Source organism: Mycobacterium sp., assembly GCF_965229105.1.
Taxonomy (GTDB): domain Bacteria; phylum Actinomycetota; class Actinomycetes; order Mycobacteriales; family Mycobacteriaceae; genus Mycobacterium.
Window position 1 is genome coordinate 6389655 of record NZ_OZ245858.1, and the last position, 14710, is coordinate 6404364.

The window sequence follows — 14710 nt, forward strand, 5'->3', positions numbered from 1 at the left end:
CGCGGCGACCACCTTCACCGAAATCCGGGCATGAGGGTCAACGCCGGCACGATGACAGTGGTGGTGCAGGCCATGGACACCACGTTGCCGATAAACGGATGAAAATCGGGCGGCAGTCGGCGGGCGATAGCGGCCGCGAGGGGCGGAGCGAGAAGCGCCCCCAATACTGCACCGGCGATGATCGATTGGGGCGTGCCGCCGAAGGCCAGCACCGTGGCGGGCGCGACGGACACCACCGGGACGAAGGTGGGATACCAGCCGTATTTCGCCCACTGCCGATGCCACAGCGTCACCGCCAGCCCGGCTGTCAGGATTTGAGCGGCGAGCAACTGGGGTAGCAGTTCGCCCACATTGCCTGCCATCGCGGGGTTGAGAAGGTAGCTGATCACCGTTCCGATGAGCAGTCCGGCGCTGGCCCATTCGTTTCCGATGAACTGTGCGTCGGTGAAATCGGCCAACATCCGCCGTCCCAGCCACGTCGGGCTTTGCCGCGAGGTGTCGACAAAGCAATGTTCCAGCGCGCTGTGGCAGCGCGGAACGGCGACGGTCGGTGCGGGCATCCACGGGAGGTAGCGGCACAGCGCGAAGGCGATCAGGGCACTGACCCACATGCCGGTCGTCGCTCCGACGACATTCGGCAATCCCGTTGGCCGACAACCATAATTCACTGCCACCAAAGCGATGGGTGTGGTCAGGGCCGCTCCCAGCACGGCACCGGTGAGGGCGACCGATCGCTGGCCGCCGTAGATGAGAACGACCGCAGGTGGCACCGAAGCGAACGGGACGAAGGTCGGCTGCCACATCCCGGAGGCTTCGATGGTCCAGCCCCACACCACGTTGCTGAGCACCAGCCCCAATGCTGCGCTGCCCACCGCCCACCCGAACAGGCCGGTGCCGGAGGAGACCGGAAATCCGCCCCAGCGCTTATGTCGAACCAAACCCCGGTGCGCCACATATCCACCGAGCAACATCAGTCCACCGGCCAGCGCAGAGTGCGCGTACCCCGGCTCGGTGGTATCTCCGAGTGTCCAGATCAGGAACGATCCGATTCTGGAGTAATCACCCCGCCAGGCAACATAGTCCGGCAGCGCAACGGGGATCGATGAGTGAAGCAGCTCGATACCGAACAGCATCAGTGCGGCCACACCGACGATCAGTGCCGCGCTAGTCCAGAGAAGGGCCGGGTGGGATCGATGCCGCGGCCCCGGCAGCTGGGCTACGGCGTTATGACCCTGCGGTGCAGCAGAATTCACCCGTCGAGCCCGATCGTCCACAACATCACGCATTCCTGTCTGCCCTCAATGGACAGATGGTAGGGCTGACTACGACGTTTGGGTAGTGCTGCGCTCCAGCGCCTCCGACAGCCGGGACGCACACCAAACCACTGGGGTAAATCCCGGATTCGCACAGCCACCATTCCGTGGTGGGCTCCATGGAGTCAGCACACCAAACGGAAAGCCCCGATCATGCCCCTGCTGCAAGGCAAGACCGCGCTGGTCACCGGCGGATCCACCGGAATCGGCCTGGCCGCTGCACAACGTATCGCCGCAGAAGGCGCTCACGTCTTTCTCACCGGCCGAAATAATGCCACCGTCGACGCCGCGGTCGCCTCAATCGGCCCCAGCGCCACCGGCATTCGCAGTGACATAACGAATTTCGATGATCTCGACGCGCTGGCGGCCACCATCGCGGCCCACGGTCACGGCCTGGACGTCCTCTTCGCCAACGCCGGCGGCGGCGAGTTCGCCGCCCTGCCCGATATCACCCCGCAGCATTTCCAAGACACCTTCAACCGCAACGTCGGCGGCACCGTGTTCACCGTCCAGAAGATGCTGCCCATTCTCAACCCCGGAGCCTCAATCGTGCTGACCGGCTCCACATCTGCGTCCAGGGGCGTGCCGTCGTTCGGTGTCTACGCGGCATCAAAGGCCGCCATCCGGTCATTCGGCCGAACGTGGGCGGCCGAACTCGTCGACAAGGGTATCCGCGTCAACACCCTCGTGCCAGGGCCGGTACACACCCCGGGATTGGCCGGTCTCGCCTCTCCGGGCGAGGAGCAGAGGTTGCTTACCGATATGGCATCGACGGTACCTATGGGTCGCCTTGGCCGTCCCGACGAAATCGCCTCCGCCGTCGTATTCCTGGCCTCCGACCAAAGCAGTTTCATGACTGGAGCTGAACTGTTCATCGACGGCGGAGAGGTCCAGCTGTAAACCACCGCCTCGGCGACCGCGACGTCCACCAGGAAACTGTCAGCATTTAGACAGCTGGCGTTCGACTGGTGGACACCAACCGAGTGTCATGCTGATCGGATGCCTGATCGCAGTTTGATTCGTAATCGACCCGGTTTGGCTCGGGGCCGCGCGCCGGAAGGACGGCGGGTACTGGATTTGGCGGAGGGGATCCTGATCGGCCTGCGCCGATATTCGGCCGAAGCGGCCTTCGATGAGCTGGTCACCGTGGCGCAACGACACGACGTCACAATGTCAGCCGCCGCATCGGCGTTGGTCAACCTCGCGACAAGAGTGGTCGACGCCGATCCGGTGGAGGCGGCAATGGCACAACTCGTATGGGGCGAACTGCTACCCGATATCGGTCCGGACGAACGTCGCCGCTGACGCCTACCGGCCGGCCGAAGCGAGCTGACCGCCGCCGGCCAGTTGTTCACGAGCGCGTCGCTCGACGAACAGCGGAACAAAATCGCGGATCGCGCTCTGCTCAAAGCGGGCGAGCGCATTCTGGATAGCGGCGGAAATCTGCTCGGGCGAAATATTTGAATACATAGTGCTCAGACGCTCTTCCACTGCCATCATCGCCACTTGCTCGCTCTTATCCGCCACACGAATACCTTGAACTAGACAGGCGTCAAAGGTCAACGTGGGAGAGAGCGTTCTTCGTCACCCTCGACGGGCTCGTTGCGCACGACTTCGATATCTGTCAATATCGATGGATGTCGAAGTCAGCGGGCCCCAGCGGCACGCAACCGTGTTGCGATGCCCCACCTTTGTTGAGGGAGCCGCTGTCGGCGAAAGCTGCCACCGTCTTGGCCGTCAAGCTCAAGGCGCTGGCCGACCCGGTGCGGTTGCAGTTGTTCAGTGCGATCGCCAGCCACGCGGGCGGGGAGGCGTGCGTCTGCGATATCACGTCCGGTATCGACGTCAGCCAGCCCACGGTCTCTCATCACCTCCGGGTGCTCCGCGACGCCGGCTTGTTGACCTCAGAACGCCGTGCGTCGTGGGTGTATTACGCCGTCGTTCCTGAGGCGCTGCATGAGCTTTCAGCACTGTTGGCTCTCGACGCCGCAGCACTGGCGAAGGCGACGGCATGAGCGAGAATGTGGTGAAAACTCCGCCGGCGCCGGTGGTGGCGAAGCTGTCCACCTTGGACCGATATCTGCCCGTGTGGATCGGCGTCGCGATGGCCGCCGGCCTCCTTCTTGGCCGCTGGCTCCCCGGACTCAACAGAGCACTGGAAAGTGTTCAGGTTGACGGTATTTCGTTGCCCATTGCGCTCGGCCTGCTGATCATGATGTACCCGGTGCTGGCCAAGGTGCGCTACGACCGACTCGACACCGTCACCGGCGATCGCAAGCTGCTGATCAGTTCGCTGCTCTTGAACTGGGTCCTGGGTCCGGCGTTGATGTTCGCGCTGGCGTGGCTGCTGCTGCCAGATCTGCCCGAGTACCGCACCGGCCTGATCATCGTGGGATTGGCGCGCTGCATTGCCATGGTGATCATCTGGAACGATTTGGCCTGCGGAGACAGGGAAGCCGCTGCGGTGCTGGTCGCGCTGAATTCGATCTTCCAGGTCCTCATGTTTGCCGTGCTGGGCTGGTTCTATCTGTCGGTCCTACCGGGCTGGCTCGGACTGGAGCAGACCACGATCAGCACTTCGCCGTGGCAGATCGCAAAGTCGGTACTGATCTTTCTCGGCATCCCGCTGTTGGCCGGTTACCTGTCCCGTCGGCTCGGTGAACGCGCCAAAGGCCGCCAGTGGTACGAGGCCAAGTTCCTCCCCGTAATCGGCCCCTGGGCACTGTACGGGTTGCTGTTCACCATCGTGATTCTGTTTGCACTGCAAGGTGATCAGATCATCAGTCGACCGCTGGATGTGGTACGGATAGCACTCCCACTTCTGGTGTATTTCGCCGTCATGTGGGGCGGTGGTTATCTGCTCGGCGCACTGATGGGCCTGGGGTATCAACGCACCACCACACTGGCATTCACCGCGGCAGGCAATAACTTCGAACTGGCGATCGCCGTCGCGATCGCGACCTACGGTGCCACCTCCGGTCAAGCACTGGCAGGAGTCGTAGGCCCCCTGATCGAGGTGCCCGTCCTGGTCGCATTGGTCTACGTATCGCTCGCCCTGCGTCGCCGATTCAAGGAGTCCTGACCATGACCGACAGCCCGGTCCGCCCGACCAAACACCCACGCCGAGACCTCTCCATCGACCAGCAACACGCCCTCAGAACAGCCGCGACTCGGCTCGAACGCGACTTCGCCGAATCATTCGGCACCGCGACAATCGAGCGGTTCCTACACTCGTCCTACGATCAATTTGCCGGCAGCGCAACCGTTCCTAACTTCCTGCCGCTACTTGCCGAACGCTTCGCGCGACAGCGACTGCATGCCCTCGCCCGCGTCGAGGGCAAGAGCGCCGATGGGCGGCCCATCGCGCTCTTCCTGTGCACTCACAATGCGGGCCGCTCACAGATGGCCCTCGGGTTCTTCAATCACTTCGCCGGCTCCGATGCAGTCGCATGGTCGGGTGGCTCCGAACCAGGCAACCAGATCAACCCCTCCGCCGTCGCGGCGATGGCCGAAGTCGGTATCGACATCACCGGCGAGTTCCCCAAACCCTGGACCGACGAGATAGTCCAAGCCGCCGACGTGGTGGTCACGATGGGCTGCGGCGACGCCTGCCCGATCTTTCCCGGCAAACGTTATGAGAACTGGGAACTTCCGGACCCGGCAGGCCAGGGCATCGATGCGGTCCGACCGATCCGCGACGATATCGAGGTCCTCGTTCGTCGCCTGCTCGCAGAACTCAAAGTCACTGCGTCGAACGGTAGCTCCGCACGTGAATCGACCCGCTAGACCAACGGTGTTGTTCGTCTGCGTCAAGAACGCCGGGAAATCTCAAATGGCGGCCGGACTGATGAGCCAGCTCGCGGGAGACACCGTGCAGGTGTATTCGGCGGGCACCAAGCCCGGTGACACCATCAACCAACTCTCGGCCGAAGTACTTGCCGAAGTTGGCATCGACATCACCGCCGAGACGCCGAAACTCCTTGATCCTGAGGTCATTCGAGGCGCCGACGTAGTGGTCAGGCTCGGGCGTGAGGCGCAGGTCGAACCGGTGCCCGGCACGCGCTTCGAGAATTGGGATACCGACGAACCCTCGGAGCGCGGCATCGACGGCATCGAACGGATGCGGCTGGTCCGCGACGATATCGCTGCCCGCGTCGCCGACCTCGCCAAGCGCCTCAGCTTGGCGCTTTGACCGACGTGGCGGCGGCCATGGTCGCCGCGGCAGCGGCCACCCCGCCGAGGACGAGAAACATCGCCGCGTATCCGTTCAACAGGGTGGCCAGGGCCGCACCGGCGAATGGCCCCAGCGCCGTCGTGATCATGATGGGCGCCGACAGAATGCCACTGAGGTGTCCGTAATGCGTGCTGCCCCAACGCTCGGTGACCGCAGTGGCCTGCAACAGGGTCATGATGCCGCGGACCATGCCTGAGGCCATCGCCACCACGATCAGGACGGCCAATGATGTGAAGAGCCCCAGCAGCGCAGTGGTGGCCGCAACGCCGCCCATGATGAGCACCGTGCGCGGCACGACGCTGATGCGCTGCACCAACGCGCGATAGCCCAGTCGGCCCAGAACCTGGCCGACTCCGCCCAAACCGAGCGCTACCGCGGCGTCGCTCGTGCTGATCCCCCGTTGAGTCATCAGCGGAATCAGATTCACGATGACGGCGTATGAGGCCAATCCCGCCAACGCAAACGCCAGTGTCATCGCCACGAACGGGCGGCTGCGCGCGGTCCGCGACGGCGCCTCCACCGCATGATGGGTCGCGATCGCCGGCCAGGGTAGGCGTAGCCCGAAGTAATGGGCGGGAATTGTCACGACAGCGAGCGCAGCAGCCAAGATCACATACGTAGTGCGCCATGTGAAATGGGATTCGAGCAACGCCGTCAGCGGGGCGAAGACCGTACTTGCCAATCCGGCCACCAACGTCAACACCGTCAGCGCCCGCACCGCGTCCGGGGCGAAATGTCGGGTGAGGGTGGCAAAAGCCGGAGCGTAGAACACCGCACTCATGGCGAACCCGGCGAGCACCCACGCCGCCACAAAGCACCAGTAATTCGGTGCGGCAACCACTGCCAGCAGTGACAGCACTCCGAGAGCCGACCCGCTGGTCATGATCCAACGCGGTCCGTACCGGTCCAACCAGCGTCCGACGATGATGCCCATCAGCGCCGCCGTCACCAAGCCTGCGGAGAAGGCTCCGGTCACGGCGGGGGCAGACCAGCCCGTGTCGGCGCCAATCCGGGCAGACAACACGGTGAACGCGTAGTACAGCACCCCCCAGCTGGTGATTTCAGTGACGCACAGCGTCAGCAACACCTGGCGCAGCGTTGGTCCCCGAACGGAACTCATCCGCCAATCGGGCTCAGCGACAACGGTTGTGGCGCCGCGGCCGCGCCGCAACAACCTCCGACGGACGAGCCTTCGGGCTCGTCGAACAAGCCAGCTCCGCTACAAACCCCTGTCTCCGGCAGGACCAGCTCGACCCGGCGGGCCGCCTCATGGTCGCCGGCAAGTTCGGCGGCCACACTACGAACCTGCTCATAACCGGTCAGGGCCAGGAATGTTGGCGCACGACCGTAGGACTTCATGCCCACGATGTAGAGGTCCGGTTCGGGATGCGCCAACTCCGCTGCGCCGTGCGGGGATACGCTGCCACACGAATGCAGGTTCGGATCGATCTCGGGAGCCACCTTCACAGGTGCCTGCAAGATCGGGTCCAGCTCGATCCGCATCTCCGAGAGGAAGGACAGATCGGGCCGGAACCCGGTCAGCACCACCACGTGATCGGCCACCGGCAGTGACCGCCCGTCCTCGGCAATTACCGTGACGCGGCCATCGGCGACATCGATGCGCTCTGTGCGAAAGCCGGACAATAGTGTCACCCGACCATCATCGACGGCTTCGCGGGACCGCACCCCAAGGGCCCCACGCTGCGGAAGTTCGTCGGCCGCTCCCCCGCCGAAGGTGTCACCCACCACACCCCGGCGTAGCGCCCACGTCACCGTCGTAGACGGATCTCGGGCAACGATCTCGGCCAACTCGATCACCGCTGTCATCGCCGAATGCCCACTGCCGATCACCACAACGTGCTTACCGGCGAGCGCTGTGGTGAGCGCCGGCGTCGGCGGTAGGTAAGACAGCAGTCCCGCTGCCGCGGCGGTCCGCTCCCCGATCGCCGGAACCCCATCAGCTCCAGCAGGATTGGGCTGGGACCAGGTCCCCGATGCATCGATCACCGCGCGGGCCTCCAGTCGGGACTCGCTGCCCGCAGAGTCGGTGACATGCACGACGAATGGCTGCTCGCGGCGGCCGGGACTGACCAGGCGGTCGCGACCGCGCCGGGATACCGCCACAACCCGCGTCCCATACCGAACGTGTTCGCCCAGAGCCACACCCAGCGGGGTAAGGTAGCTGTCGATCCACTCGCGGCCGGTCGGGAATCCCTCTCGCGGTGGTGTCCACCCGGTGGGCTCCAACAACCTGACAGCCGCCGAGTCGATCAATTCCGGCCACGGCGAAAACGTCCGCACCTGTGACCACTGCTCGATCGCAGCGCCGGGGCCTGCACCCGCCTCCAGCACCAACGGCTCGAGGTTGCGTTCCAACAAGTGTGCCGCTGCAGCCAACCCCTGTGGCCCGGCACCGATCACAACGACAGGCAACGACGACATTTCACTCCTCAGATCGACAACTATCGATGCGTCGACTGTGATCGATACATCGATGATTGTCAATACGTGTGGCAGAATGCCAGCATGACCAGCGCAGCGGTGCCGATCACGGCCGACGATCTGGCCGCGTGCTGTTCACCATTGACCGGCGGCATCATCGACGATGACAGCGCACAACGACTCGCCGCGGTATTCAAAGCCCTGGCAGATCCCGCACGGGTGAAGCTGCTGTCGCTCATCGCGGCCGGGGACGGCGGCGAAGCGTGCGTCTGCGACCTCACCGCCCCGCTGAATCTGACGCAACCCACCGTGTCGCACCACATGAAGCAACTCGTCGCCGCTGGACTCGTCGGTCGCGAACAGCGGGGAAAGTGGGCTTACTACCGCGTAGATCAGACCGCCCTCGAACGGGTCGCGCAGATCATCTCGGTGCCCGTTCGACGCTGACCCAGCGAATAGGTTAATTTGCTGCAGTAGCACGCGGCGGGCTCTACATTCATCAGAAACGGCCAGCACTGTGCCGACCAGACGGGGGCGCAGGCAGTGATTTCAGACGTCAAGAGGGCCCTACGGCTGGCCGGAATGCGGCCGTTGCCGCACTTTCCCTCGCGAACATCGGTGGATCTGCGGGGTAAGCGGATTCTGCTGACCGGTGCGTCGTCGGGAATCGGGGCCGTTGCTGCACACAAGCTCGCCGCGCACGGCGCGATCGTCATCGCAGTCGCGCGTCGCGAACAACTGTTGAGCGAACTCGTCGAAGAGATCACCGCAGCCGGCGGGACCGCGACTGCCATCCCGACTGACCTGTCCGATCTGGAGCAGGTGGACCAGTTGGTGACGAGGATTGGCCCCGTCGACATCCTGATCAACAACGCGGCCAGATCCATTCGCAGGCCGCTCGGCGAGTCACTGGATCGTTGGCACGATATCGAGCGCGTCATGCAGCTGAACTACTTCGCCCCCCTGCGACTCATCCGTGGCCTCGCTCCCGGCATGATCGAACGCGGTGACGGGCACATCATCAACATCGCCACCTGGCGCGTGCTACCGGAATCTTCACCAATGTTCGCCGCCTACAACGCATCCAAGGCGGCCCTAAGCGCTGTCAGCCGCGTCATCGACACAGAGTGGGGTCGATCGGGAGTGCACTCGACGACCATCTACTACCCGTTGGTCGCGACCCCGATGATCGCTCCCACCCGCGCCTACGCAGGCGTACCGGCGCTGTCGCCCGACGAAGCGGCCGACTGGATGGTCACCGCGTGCCGCACCAGACCTATCCGGATCGCCCCACGTAAGGCACTTGCGCTGCGGGCACTCGACGTCGTCGCACCCCGCAAGCTCAACGCCATGCTGGAGCGCGAGACCAACCGGATGAACGCCAGGAGTGGCGCCACTGAACTCACTAAACCCCTTAGGAGCGAACGACTTTGATCATCAAATCCACCATCAGGGCAATACTGGCTGCCGCACTGGTCCTGACCGGCTGCCACGCCACCGCGCTGGCCGCCGCCGACGACAGCTATCCCTCAGGTCCGGTGACGATGACGGCGGGAGCCAACCCGGGCAGCGGTTTCGACCTCACGATCCGCTCGGTCGTCGACGCCCTGCAGAAGGAACGCATCGTCGATGTGCCACTGCCGGTGGAGAATCGACCGGGCGCCAGTGGAGCCGATTTCCTGGCCACCATGGTGGAGAAGTACCGGGGCGCCGACAACCACGTCTCCGTCACGTCGCTGTCGATGATGATGAATCAGCTTCGCGGCAAATCCCCGTACGGCTACAACGACGTCACCATGATCGCCCGACTGATGACCGAGTACTTCGTGGTGGTGACTCGACCTGACTCCGCTTTCAAGAACCTCAACGACGTCATGGCGGCCATCAAGGCTGACCCCAACGGTGTCACGGTCGGTGCCGCCAATGACGACCAAGCCCCCTTTGACCTACTGGTATCCGCCGCCGGTGGAGATCCGTCCACCATCCACTACGTCACCCATGAGGGCGGCGGTGACCAGATCACCGCGCTCAACGCAGGCGAGGTCAGCGTCGCAATCGGTGGGGTCAGCGAATTCATCAGCCAGGTAAGAGCCGGAGAGCTTGCCGCACTTGGTGTTCTGGCCGAAAACCGCCTGCCCGGCTTTGATGTACCGACCGCCAGGGAACAAGGACTCGACGTCACCCTGTCGAACTGGCGCGGCCTGTACGGACCGCCGGACATGCCCGCGTACGCCGTCGCGTACTGGCAGAACGTGCTCGGCCAGATGGTGGAATCACCCACCTGGAAGCAGATCGCCGAGCAGAACCAATTCACCACCACCTTCATGGTCGGTGACGAGTTGCAGGCGTTCCTGGCCGAGACCCAGGCAGACGTCACGGCCGCGCTCGACGATGCGGGCCAGTGACTGAAAGTCCATGAGCGACGCCGATAAGCCCGACGTCGGCGCCGGCCGCAGACCCGAGAACCTCGTCGTCGGCGCCGCGCTGACCACCGCGGCGTTCTTCTGCGTAGCCATGGTGGGCACTCTCGCCAAAGTGTCAGGGCAGTACACCTCCACCGGTGTGCTTCTGCTGTTCCAGAACTTCATCGGACTGTTGTTCGTCATACCGGTGGCACTGCGCAACGGCTGGTCAACTCTGCGGACCGAGAGGTTCGGACTGCACCTTCTGCGGGCGGCGACGGGAACCGCGTGTTGGTACGCCCTGTTCTTCGCGATCACGCAGATACCGCTGGCCAACGCGACTCTGCTGACCTACAGCGCGCCGCTGTGGATGCCGTTGGTGGCCTGGGCCGTAACACGCCAACCCGTGGCCAGAGCAACATGGGTCGGCGCCGCGGTCGGCTTCATCGGCGTGATGTTTGTTCTGCAGCCGCAGGGCCACAGCTTCAAGTTCGGTGAATTGTCCGCTCTGGCAGGGGCTCTCTTCCTCGCCGTCGCGATGATGTCGGTCCGCTGGCTTGGGGCAACCGAACCGATGATCAGGGTGCTCTTCTACTACTTTCTGCTGTCGACGGTGATGTCCATTCCCATCGCAATAGTGGGGTGGCGGCCAATACCGTCAGAGGCGTGGGGCTGGTTGATCGGCATTGGGTTCGCCCAGTTGTTATCTCAGGCCCTCATCGTGGTGGCTTATCGCTACGCCTCAGCGGAGAAGGTCGGCCCTTTCATCTACTCCGTGATCGTGTTCACCGCACTCATCGACTGGATTATCTGGGATCACCCGCCGACGCTGTTCACCTATCTCGGTATGGCACTGGTGATCGGTGGCGGGCTGGTGGCCATCCGGGCCAAACCGCGGGCCGCCGCGAAGAACATCTGAGGGGTCAAGCGCCAGTTCGTTCGCTGCCGATCGGAGCTGGGTCTGCAGCAGGTGGGCGAGGCCGAGTCGCTGCAGCGTAGGCACCAGGCACAGCTTGATATTTCGGCCCAGCAGCTGCCTGCGGGTACGCGAGATCACCGTGGAGTCGGTGCGCAGCGCCAAGTTCTGATTCTTCACGACGTAATCACGCAACCTGCGTTCGTACGCCGCGAAGGCACACTCCGGCTGCTCGTGCTGGACCAATTCAGCGGCGAGTACGTAGGCGCCGGCAATCGCAATGCTGGTGCCCTGTCCAGACAGAAACGCCGGCGCATACGCGGCGTCGCCGACGAGGGCGACTCGACCCGCGCTCCAGCAATCCATCCGGACCTGGCTGACCGTATCGAAGTAAAGATCGGTCGCGTCCGGCAGTGTGTCGATGATTTCCTTTGTGCGCCAACGGTCTCCACCGAATGCGCTGCGCACAGCGCGAAGAATCTCGTCGGGGTCGTACCGGTTCACCGTGCTAGGGTCCTGGTGCATGAAGGCCAGGAATGCCCGGGCCGGGCCACCGGCGGCGGGCCGTTCGACGAGGGCGGTTCGGCCGGCGTGGGAGTACATGAAACCGCCTCCAGGAGAGAACATGTCAGCGGGTAGGTCCCAGATTGCTGCGTACGGCCCGAGATGACGGATGAACCGTGACTCGTCACCGAAGGTCAGTCCACGCACCTTGGAGTGGATGCCGTCGGCGCCGATCACCACATCGAACGTCTGGGGTGCCCGGTGTTCGAAGCGGGCATCGACGCCTGCGTCGGTCTGAGTCAGCGCGGTGATCGAGTCGCCGAAGACATAGTCGACCCGATCGCTGCTCGCGTCGTACAGGATCTCACTGAGCACGCCGCGGGAGATCTCGACGTCGCCGGCGCCCTCATCGTTGAGCAGGTCACCGAAGTCCAGTGTCTGGAGCCGACGCCCGCGCGGGGTCAGCAAGGTCATCGGAACGTGCCGGTAGCGTTCGGCCGAAATCTGCTCCTGCAGACCCATCCGGCGGACGACTTCGACTGCGGTCCCGCGAATATCGACCGGGTAGCCGCTGGTGCGCAGACGCTCCGCCCGCTCGATCACGGTGACATCCCAGCCGGCGTCTGCCAACCAGAACGCGAGAACCGGCCCGGCAATACTCGCCCCGGAAATCAGGGCGCTGCGTGCGGTCATGGTCTTCCTCCAGACTCTTTAGCTACACATGTGTCGCTTATGGGCCAGGACGCTAACACCGTGCGATAAGCTACGCAAGTGTCCTCTAAAGGAACGGGCGGTGCCCGACGGCGTGGTGCAGCGCTGGAACACGCGATCCTCGACGCCGGTTGGGATCAGCTCCTCGAAGCCGGCTATGAACGCTTCACCATCGACGCCGTCGCGATGAGGTCTTCCGCGGCCCGCTCGGTGTTGTACCGGCGCTGGCCGTCGCGGTTTGACCTGCTCAAGGCCGTCATTCGTCGTCGCGGCGAGATCGACGAAATCCCGACACCGGACACCGGGACTCTGCGCGGTGACGTCTTGGCCATCCTCACCGAGTTCAGCGACCGGCGGTCCCGCATCATCGGTCTGATCGCGGCACGCCTGGGGGCGTACTACGACGAGGCAGGCGGTTCGCCGAAAGAGCTCCGCGAATGGTTCGTCTCCGAAGGGCCCAGCACCATGGACACGATCGTCGAGCGCGCCGTCGCCAGAGGTGAACTGGCGACAACTCCCCCGGCCCGGATTGTCGCACTGCCGGCCGACCTGATCCGGCACGAACTCTTCATGACGATGACGGCGGTACCGGCGGAGACCATCCGCGAGATCGTCGACGACGTTTTCCTCCCGCTGGCGACGGCGTACCCGAGAATCTATCCATGACCGCACAGCAGGTGGCGTTGACGGGCCGGGTGATCCGACCTGGCGACGACGGGTACGCCGACGCCAGCGCCGGATGGAATCGGCTCTTCACCCACCGGCCGGCGGCGATCGTCTTCGCCCAGGACACGGCCGACGTCGTCAATGCGCTGACATGGGCACGCCTGCAGGGCGTTCCGGTGCGGGCACGCAGCGGCCGGCACTGTCTGGAGGGCTGGAACGCCGTCGATGACGGTGTCGTCATCGACGTCAGCGACATCAAATCGGCGACCATCGACGCGGCGGCGCAGACCGCCACCGTCGGCGCCGGGCTCAACCAGTTGGAGGCTGTTACCGCGCTCGGCGCCGCCGGCTTCGCGGCGCCGACCGGGACCGAAGGCACCGTGGGACTCGTCGGTGCGACGCTCGGCGGCGGCTTTGGTTTACTCACCCGCAGCTACGGCATGGCCTCCGATAACCTGCTGGCCGCCGAAGTCGTGGTCGCCTCCGCCGGCGGCGGGGCCGAGGTGGTGATCGCCGATGAGCAGAACAACCCGGACCTGTTATGGGCGCTGCGCGGCGCAGGCAACGGAAACTTCGGGATCGTCACCTCACTGACCTACCGCATTCATCCACTGGCACAGACGATTTACGTGGTGGCGACCTGGTCGGGCCTTGACGACCTGGAAACGCTGTTCGACACCTGGCAGCGCTGTGCGCCGTACACCGACAACCGGCTCACCAGCCAACTCGAAATCGACCGAGACAAGATCGTCCTCATTGCCGTCCTCGCCTCCGGGTCGGAAGCTGAAGCCCGACAACTGCTTTCGCCGGTGCTATCGGTTGGCGCCCCCGGTATCGTCGTGACGGACGCGGGGTGGGCCGATACCTACGCGGGATTTCAGATCCCCTCTGACGAAGAACCCGCGAACTGGAAGTTCAGCTCCCAGTTCATGTCCGCGCCGCTACCACCCCAGGCGATCGGTGTGATCGCCTCCTTCGCCGCGGACGCCCCGCCAGGATGCAACTACTTCACCAACGCGTTCGGCGGGGCCGTCACATCCAGCGAACCGGCGGGCGGGTCGGCATTCGCCCACCGCAACGCCCTCTTCTACGCCGAGCCCGGTGCCGGCTGGGGTGTGCGCGGCGGGCCACCAGCCACCGATGACTCACTGGCCGAACGGTGCCTGACGTGGGTCGCGGAGTTCGCCAAAGCGATGCGGCCCTATGGCGACGGCGCCTACGTCAACGTGCCCAACGCCGGGGCGACCGACTGGGAGCGTGCGTACTGGGGACCCAACGCCGCACGACTGCGTGATGTCAAATCCAGCTACGACCCCGATAACGTCTTCAGTTTCGAGCAGAGCATCCCGCCACGGGCAGACTGACGCGTCAGCCATATTCGGTTGTCGTGCAATAACTTTCGCGAGGCGCCGACGAGCAATTCTCGGCAAGAGTCTTGAGCACATTTTGTGGCGGCGTGAGCCGATTCGCCCAGCCATTTCAGCAGTGCGTGTTTGTTTCTTCCCGCCAACGGGGACACCAA

15 protein-coding genes and 2 pseudogenes are annotated in these 14710 nt (G+C 64.3%); 12 read left to right on the forward strand and 5 right to left on the reverse strand.

Annotated features, from left to right (window positions below; all coding sequences use genetic code 11):
- Nucleotides 1-14: 14 nt before the first annotated feature.
- Nucleotides 15-1286, reverse strand: coding sequence for a hypothetical protein (locus ADBZ9O_RS30190; protein ID WP_526527140.1), 1272 nt, complete (start codon nucleotides 1284-1286; stop codon nucleotides 15-17).
- Between the two features lie 180 nt (nucleotides 1287-1466).
- On the opposite strand from ADBZ9O_RS30190, the gene ADBZ9O_RS30195 reads away from it, so the two are divergent.
- Both ADBZ9O_RS30195 and ADBZ9O_RS30200 read left to right on the forward strand, forming a co-directional pair.
- On the forward strand, nucleotides 1467-2213 hold the full coding sequence (locus ADBZ9O_RS30195; RefSeq protein ID WP_526527142.1) for an SDR family NAD(P)-dependent oxidoreductase: 747 nt from the start codon (nucleotides 1467-1469) through the stop codon (nucleotides 2211-2213).
- Nucleotides 2214-2312: 99 nt separating this feature from the next.
- Nucleotides 2313-2618, forward strand: coding sequence for an ANTAR domain-containing protein (locus tag ADBZ9O_RS30200; RefSeq protein ID WP_526527144.1), 306 nt, complete (start codon nucleotides 2313-2315; stop codon nucleotides 2616-2618).
- Between the two features lie 3 nt (nucleotides 2619-2621).
- On the opposite strand, the gene ADBZ9O_RS30205 is transcribed toward ADBZ9O_RS30200, so the two are convergent.
- A complete protein-coding gene (locus ADBZ9O_RS30205) occupies nucleotides 2622-2840 on the reverse strand; it encodes a three-helix bundle dimerization domain-containing protein (RefSeq protein WP_526527146.1) in 219 nt (72 codons plus the stop codon).
- A gap of 110 nt (nucleotides 2841-2950) precedes the next feature.
- On the opposite strand from ADBZ9O_RS30205, the gene ADBZ9O_RS30210 reads away from it, so the two are divergent.
- From ADBZ9O_RS30210 to ADBZ9O_RS30225, 4 genes and pseudogenes are all read left to right on the forward strand, one after another.
- A complete protein-coding gene (locus ADBZ9O_RS30210; protein WP_526527148.1) occupies nucleotides 2951-3328 on the forward strand; it encodes an ArsR/SmtB family transcription factor in 378 nt (125 codons plus the stop codon).
- Nucleotides 3325-4380 (forward strand): annotated as a pseudogene (arsB, locus tag ADBZ9O_RS30215) (ACR3 family arsenite efflux transporter); the annotation flags it as partial. The gene ADBZ9O_RS30210 and the pseudogene arsB, both read left to right, overlap by 4 nt.
- Nucleotides 4381-4397: 17 nt before the next feature.
- On the forward strand, nucleotides 4398-5099 hold the full coding sequence (locus ADBZ9O_RS30220) for an arsenate reductase ArsC (RefSeq protein ID WP_526527150.1): 702 nt from the start codon (nucleotides 4398-4400) through the stop codon (nucleotides 5097-5099).
- Nucleotides 5100-5145: 46 nt separating this feature from the next.
- Nucleotides 5146-5505, forward strand: a complete 360-nt coding sequence (locus tag ADBZ9O_RS30225) for an arsenate-mycothiol transferase ArsC (RefSeq protein ID WP_526527152.1) — start codon at nucleotides 5146-5148, stop codon at nucleotides 5503-5505.
- Here ADBZ9O_RS30225 and ADBZ9O_RS30230 read toward each other — a convergent pair.
- Nucleotides 5489-6667, reverse strand: a complete 1179-nt coding sequence (locus ADBZ9O_RS30230) for an MFS transporter (RefSeq protein ID WP_526527154.1) — start codon at nucleotides 6665-6667, stop codon at nucleotides 5489-5491. The two genes, ADBZ9O_RS30225 and ADBZ9O_RS30230, sit on opposite strands and share 17 nt — an antisense overlap.
- A complete protein-coding gene (locus ADBZ9O_RS30235) occupies nucleotides 6664-7989 on the reverse strand; it encodes an NAD(P)-binding domain-containing protein (protein ID WP_526527156.1) in 1326 nt (441 codons plus the stop codon). The genes ADBZ9O_RS30230 and ADBZ9O_RS30235 overlap by 4 nt, the downstream gene beginning before the upstream one ends.
- Nucleotides 7990-8073: 84 nt before the next feature.
- Here ADBZ9O_RS30235 and ADBZ9O_RS30240 point away from each other — a divergent pair, with 84 nt between their 5' ends.
- The 4 genes from ADBZ9O_RS30240 to ADBZ9O_RS30255 all read left to right on the forward strand — a co-directional run bounded on the left by ADBZ9O_RS30240 (nucleotide 8074) and on the right by ADBZ9O_RS30255 (nucleotide 11310).
- The gene (locus ADBZ9O_RS30240) at nucleotides 8074-8436 is read left to right on the forward strand and encodes an ArsR/SmtB family transcription factor (RefSeq protein ID WP_526527158.1); all 363 of its coding nucleotides are present in this window, start codon (nucleotides 8074-8076) and stop codon (nucleotides 8434-8436) included.
- A 135-nt stretch (nucleotides 8437-8571) separates the two neighbouring features.
- On the forward strand, nucleotides 8572-9423 hold the full coding sequence (locus tag ADBZ9O_RS30245; protein WP_526533674.1) for an SDR family oxidoreductase: 852 nt from the start codon (nucleotides 8572-8574) through the stop codon (nucleotides 9421-9423).
- A complete protein-coding gene (locus ADBZ9O_RS30250; RefSeq protein WP_526527160.1) occupies nucleotides 9420-10394 on the forward strand; it encodes a Bug family tripartite tricarboxylate transporter substrate binding protein in 975 nt (324 codons plus the stop codon). Before ADBZ9O_RS30245 ends, ADBZ9O_RS30250 begins: the two co-directional genes overlap by 4 nt.
- A 10-nt stretch (nucleotides 10395-10404) precedes the next feature.
- Nucleotides 10405-11310 carry an EamA family transporter gene (locus ADBZ9O_RS30255; RefSeq protein WP_526527161.1) on the forward strand — a complete coding sequence of 302 codons (906 nt, stop codon included), beginning with the start codon at nucleotides 10405-10407 and terminating at the stop codon, nucleotides 11308-11310.
- Between the two features lie 285 nt (nucleotides 11311-11595).
- On the opposite strand, the pseudogene ADBZ9O_RS30260 reads toward ADBZ9O_RS30255, so the two are convergent.
- Nucleotides 11596-12504, reverse strand: a pseudogene (locus ADBZ9O_RS30260) (FAD-dependent oxidoreductase); the annotation flags it as partial.
- A 78-nt stretch (nucleotides 12505-12582) separates the two neighbouring features.
- Between ADBZ9O_RS30260 and ADBZ9O_RS30265 the strand changes: the two are divergent.
- The gene (locus tag ADBZ9O_RS30265) at nucleotides 12583-13188 is read left to right on the forward strand and encodes a TetR/AcrR family transcriptional regulator (RefSeq protein WP_526527163.1); all 606 of its coding nucleotides are present in this window, start codon (nucleotides 12583-12585) and stop codon (nucleotides 13186-13188) included.
- A complete protein-coding gene (locus tag ADBZ9O_RS30270; protein WP_526527165.1) occupies nucleotides 13185-14552 on the forward strand; it encodes an FAD-binding oxidoreductase in 1368 nt (455 codons plus the stop codon). The genes ADBZ9O_RS30265 and ADBZ9O_RS30270 overlap by 4 nt, the downstream gene beginning before the upstream one ends.
- The last annotated feature ends 158 nt before the right edge of the window (nucleotides 14553-14710 follow it).